Source organism: Candidatus Zixiibacteriota bacterium, from assembly GCA_040753495.1.
Lineage (GTDB): Bacteria > Zixibacteria > MSB-5A5 > GN15 > PGXB01 > DYGG01.
On record JBFMEF010000139.1, the window covers coordinates 1 to 5,485 of the forward strand.

The 5,485-nt window shown below is 52.9% G+C and carries 5 protein-coding genes; all 5 read left to right on the top strand.

Going from position 1 to position 5,485, the window contains the following annotated elements:
• The coding region (locus tag AB1690_09200; protein MEW6015487.1) for a DNA-directed RNA polymerase subunit beta' at nt 1-2,144 on the top strand (2,144 nt) is incomplete at its 5' end.
• Between the two features lie 70 nt (nt 2,145-2,214).
• Entirely contained in the window at nt 2,215-2,589 is a 375-nt protein-coding gene (gene rpsL / locus AB1690_09205; GenBank protein ID MEW6015488.1) for a 30S ribosomal protein S12, read from the top strand.
• 18 nt (nt 2,590-2,607) lie between these two features.
• Nucleotides 2,608-3,078 (top strand): 30S ribosomal protein S7, encoded by a 471-nt coding sequence (gene rpsG, locus AB1690_09210; GenBank protein MEW6015489.1) that lies wholly within the window; start codon nt 2,608-2,610, stop codon nt 3,076-3,078.
• Between the two features lie 181 nt (nt 3,079-3,259).
• Nucleotides 3,260-5,341, top strand: a complete 2,082-nt coding sequence (gene fusA / locus AB1690_09215; GenBank protein MEW6015490.1) for an elongation factor G — start codon at nt 3,260-3,262, stop codon at nt 5,339-5,341.
• A 21-nt stretch (nt 5,342-5,362) separates the two neighbouring features.
• The coding region (locus tag AB1690_09220) for a GTP-binding protein (protein MEW6015491.1) at nt 5,363-5,485 on the top strand (123 nt) is incomplete at its 3' end.

Below are 5,485 nucleotides of genomic sequence, written 5' to 3' on the forward strand. Positions count from 1 at the left end.
GGAAACGGTATGAGCGCGGCGTTATCACCAACGGTGAGCGCTATAATCAGGTTATTGACATCTGGACCAAGACGACCTCGGAAGTCTCGGAAGTGATGTTTAACAACCTGGCGCGCGACCGTGAAGGATTCAATCCGGTATATATGATGGCTGATTCCGGCGCCCGCGGCTCCAAAGAGCAGATTCGCCAGCTGGCCGGCATGCGCGGCCTTATGGCGAAACCGCAGAAAAAAATCACCGGCGGCATTGGTGAAATTATCGAATCGCCGATTATTTCCAATTTCCGCGAAGGACTTTCGGTCATCGAATACTTCATTTCCACTCACGGCGCCCGTAAAGGCCTTGCCGATACCGCCCTGAAGACCGCTGACGCCGGCTATCTGACCCGGCGGTTGGTTGATGTCGCCCAGGATGTAATTATTACCGAGGACGACTGCGGGACCATTCTCGGCATCACCGTGACCGCCCTGAAAGAGGGAGAAGAAGTTATCGAATCACTCCGCGACCGCATTCTCGGTCGGGTTGTGCTGGAAGACGTCTTCGACCCGATATCCGATGAGATTATCGTAGAAGCCGGTCAGGAAGTGACCGAAGACCATGCCGCCCGCATCGAAGATGCCGGCGTTGACTCCGTCAGAATCCGCTCCGTGCTGACCTGCGAATCGAAGCGGGGCGTCTGCGCCAAGTGCTACGGACGTGACCTCGCTAACATGAAAATGGTCAATATCGGCGAAGCCGTCGGTGTCATCGCCGCCCAGTCTATCGGCGAGCCCGGCACCCAGCTGACGCTGCGAACCTTCCATATCGGTGGCGCCGCCGCCCGTATCGCCGCCCAGTCGAAAGTTGAGGCCAAATTCGGCGGCAATATCTGGTTCAGCGAAAAAGTCTCTTTCATGGAAAGACCCGACTCAACTCGAATTGTCACCAGCCGTGAAGGCGATATTGAAATCAGAGACAAGGAGGGACGTCCCCGGGCACGGATGAAAATCCCGTACGGCGCCATCCTCATGGTGGGCGACCGGCAGGAAATCGCCAAAGGGGATACTGTCTTCGAGTGGGACCCCTATTCCAACACTATCGTCTCCGAGTACGGCGGAAAAGTTGTCTTCAAAGATATCGTTCCGGAGCTCACCCTTCGTGAAGAACTCGATGAAACAACCGGTTTGATTCAGTCCATCATCGTCGAGGAAAGAGAGAAAACGCTCCTTCCCGAAATCAATGTAGTTGACCATAAAGGAAAAGAACTTGGAAGCTATCGGATTCCTACCGGGGCGCATCTGCTGGTCAGAGACGGCCAGGAGATTCCGGCCGGTGAATTTCTGGTTAAAATTCCGCGCGCCATCTCCAAGACGCGCGATATCACCGGCGGTCTCCCGCGTGTGGCGGAGCTCTTCGAATCGCGCCGTCCGCATAGCCCGGCCGTAATTTCCGAAGTGGATGGCATCATCCAGTTCGGAAAAATTGTCCGCGGTCAGCAGCAAGTCTTTGTCCATGGCGATGAAGGGGAAACCAAAGAATATCTGATTCCCCACGGTCGTCACCTCCATGTGCATGACGGCGACCGGGTCAGCGCCGGCGACCGGCTCTGCGAAGGCTCGATTGACCCGCACGATATTCTCCGGATTTCCGGCGTCAACCGCGTGCAGGAATACCTGGTCAATGAGATTCAGGAAGTTTATCGTTTGCAGGGTGTCAAAATTAACGACAAGCATATCGAAGTTATTGTGCGGCAAATGCTTCAAAAGGTTCGTGTGACTCATGCCGGCGACTCCAATTTTCTGGAAGGGGAGCAGATTGACCGCAATCGCTTCGCCGAGGAAAATGCCCGTGTTATCGCCGAGGGAGGCGAACCGGCGACATTTGAGCCGATGCTTCTCGGTATCACCCGGGCCTCTCTTTCCACCGAGAGTTTCATCTCGGCGGCATCATTCCAGGAGACAACCAAAGTGCTGACCGAGGCCGCCATTAACGGCAAAATAGACCGCCTGCTCGGACTCAAGGAAAATGTGATTATTGGACACCTGATTCCGGCCGGAACCGGTATTCAGCAGTATCATAATATCGAAGTGATACCGGAGGATGATGAATCGGGCGACGGCGACCAGGACAAGTCGATTGCCAACATTTTCCAAGAAAATACTTGACAAGAGAAAGGATATTAATAGATTACGAATCTGTTTTTGTTTTGAATTGTAATTTTTTGAAGGAGAAACATTGCCGACAATTAGCCAGTTGATCCGTAAAGGACGCCACGACATTACCTCGAAGACGACCACGCCGGCTTTGAAGGGTTCGCCGCAGAAACGCGGCGTGTGTACCAGAGTCTATACCTCTACCCCCAAGAAGCCGAATTCGGCTCTTCGCAAGGTCGCTCGTGTTCGACTGACAAATCAGATTGAGGTGACCGCTTATATTCCGGGAGAAGGCCACAACCTGCAGGAGCACTCCATTGTGCTGATTCGCGGCGGCCGTGTTAAAGACCTGCCCGGTGTCCGTTACCACATTATCCGCGGCACTATGGATGCCTCTGGCGTCGGCGACAGAACTCAGGGCCGTTCCAAATACGGAACCAAAAAGCCCAAGAAATAAAGATGGTAGGTTGATTTAATGCCCAGAAAGAATACTCCGCCCAAGAGAGAACTGATTCCTGATACCAGGTACGGCGACCGTCTGATTTCGCAATTTATCGGCGCTATGATGGAGCGCGGCGAAAAATCGATTGCCGAGAAGATTATCTACTCCGCCCTGGACAGCGCCGAAAAGAAAACCGGCCAGCCGGGAATCGATGTTTTCCATAAAGCCATCAATAACGTCAAGCCGGTACTGGAAGTTAAATCCCGCCGCGTCGGCGGCGCTACCTATCAGGTGCCGGTGGAAGTTCGGGCGGACCGCCGCGTGGCGCTGGCTATCCGCTGGCTTATATCTTATTCCCGGGCCAGGGGAGAGCATACCATGGCGGAAAAATTGGCGGGCGAACTGATTGCCGCAGCCAATAACGAAGGCGCCTCCATTAAGAAAAAAGAAGATACACATAAAATGGCTGAGGCAAACAAGGCGTTTGCCCATTTTAGATGGTAATCAGGTTTTATAAAGGGAAGTAAGAAGTAAGGAAAGCGATTTAGTTGCGGGCGTTGTTTAAGATACGATAAGAAGTTCTTTCTCATACTGCCACCGAACACCCTGCTGAATTTTACGGTCGGGTATGAGGCTTCTTATTCACGGCCTGTTAGCAGAAGCAGAATTCAGTCAGGGTTTTTCTATGTCCGGAAGGAAGGAACAAAATCAGCTCAGGAATATCGGCATCATGGCGCATATCGATGCCGGTAAGACCACCACTACCGAGCGTATCCTGTACTACACCGGCAAGACCCATCGCATGGGCGAAGTCGACGACGGCGCCGCCACGATGGATTGGATGGAGCAGGAAAAGGAGAGAGGGATTACTATTACCTCCGCCGCGACTACCTGTTTCTGGCGCGACCACCAGATTAATATCATCGATACTCCGGGGCATGTTGATTTCACTATCGAAGTCGAGCGGTCTTTGCGCGTTCTGGATGGCGCCGTGGCTCTCTTTTGCGCCGTCGGCGGTGTCGAACCCCAGTCGGAAACGGTCTGGAATCAGGCCGACAAGTATCGCGTACCCCGTATCGCCTATGTCAACAAAATGGACCGCGTCGGGGCGGATTTCTTCGGTACCGTCAAAGAGATGAACGAAAAATTTTCTGGCAAGTCGGTCCCGGTCCAGATTCCCGCTGGCGCCGGCGAATACTTTACCGGCATTATCGACCTGGTTTACATGAATTACCGCGTCTATCATGATGAAGACCTCGGCGCCACCTTTGACGATTTCCCCATTCCCGATGATATGAAAGAAATGGCTGCCGAATACCGCGAGCAGCTTCTGGAAGCAATTTCCGAATTTGACGACACCCTTCTTGATAAATTTCTTCATGAATCCCCCATCGACCCGGCCGACATTATAAGAGCCATCAGGAAAGCCGTGCTCAACTGCAAAGTGGTTCCGGTCCTCTGCGGCTCTTCCTTCCGAAACAAAGGGATTCAAAAACTGCTTGACGCCGTTGTCGATTATCTCCCCTCACCGGCCGACCTGCCGCCCATTGAGGGTTTTTCTGTCGACGGCAAGAAAAAGCTGCACCGCAAGCTCTCTCCGGAGGAACCGTTCACAGCCCTGGCTTTCAAAATTCAGACCGACCCTCATGCCGGAAGACTCTGTTACATTCGAGTCTATTCCGGGCAGTTGAAAAGCGGTATGTCGGTGCTGAACCCAAACTCCGGAATTAAAGAACGCATCGCCCGCATACTGCTTATGCATTCTAATAAGCGCGCCGACGTGGAGGTGGCAAGCGCCGGCGATATCGTCGCCGTCATAGGCACGCGCAAGACAACTACCGGCGATACCCTCTGCGATACCCGCCATCCCATCATGCTGGAGATGATGAAATTCCCCGAGCCGGTCATCTTTGTCGCCATCGAACCCAAATCGAAAGCCGACCAGGACAAAATGACCGAAGCCCTGGCAAAGCTCGAAGAAGAAGACCCAACCTTTAAGGTAAAGGTCAATGATGAAACAGGGCAGATGATTATCTCCGGTATGGGCGAATTGCATCTGGAAATTCTGATAGACCGAATGATACGGGAATTCAATGTGCAGGCCAATGTCGGTAAACCGTCGGTTGCTTACAAGGAGACTATCACCTCCGCCGTTGAGGCCGAGGGTAAATTTATCCGGCAGACCGGCGGAAAGGGCCAGTACGGTCATGTCTGGCTCAAAGTCGAGCCGTCAGAAAACGGCACTGCCTTCAAGTTTGAAAATAAGATTGTGGGCACCACCATTCCCAGAGAATATATACCTTATATAGAAAAGGGCGTTAAAGAGGCGATGTCCAACGGCACTATTGCCGGATATCCGCTGACCGGTATAAAAGTGACTCTGTTTAACGGCTCTTATCACGATGTCGATTCCAGCGAGATGGCGTACCGCATTGCCGCCTCGATGGCATTACAGGATGCGGCGCGGCGCGCTAATCCGGTTATTCTGGAACCGGTGATGAGCGTTGAAGTCATTTGCCCCGAGATTTATATGGGAAACGTGGTGGGCGACTTGAATCTGCGTCGCGGAAAAATTAACGGCATGGTGCCGCGAAATAACCTGCAGGTGATTACCGCGACCGTTCCTCTGGCTGAGATGTTCGGCTATGCTACGGTCCTGCGCAATCTCACCCAGGGACGCGGTTCCTATACCATGCAGTTTTCCAAGTACGCGCCCCTTCCCCGCGAAGTGGCGGCCAGAATGTTTGGAAATATGATATTTGTCTAAATAGTAGAGGAGTTCCTACCTATGGCGAAGGAGAAATTTGTACGGACGAAGCCGCATGTTAATGTAGGTACGATTGGTCATGTGGATCATGGTAAGACGACGTTGACGGCGGCGATGACGATGGTTTTGAGTCGTCGGGGTTTG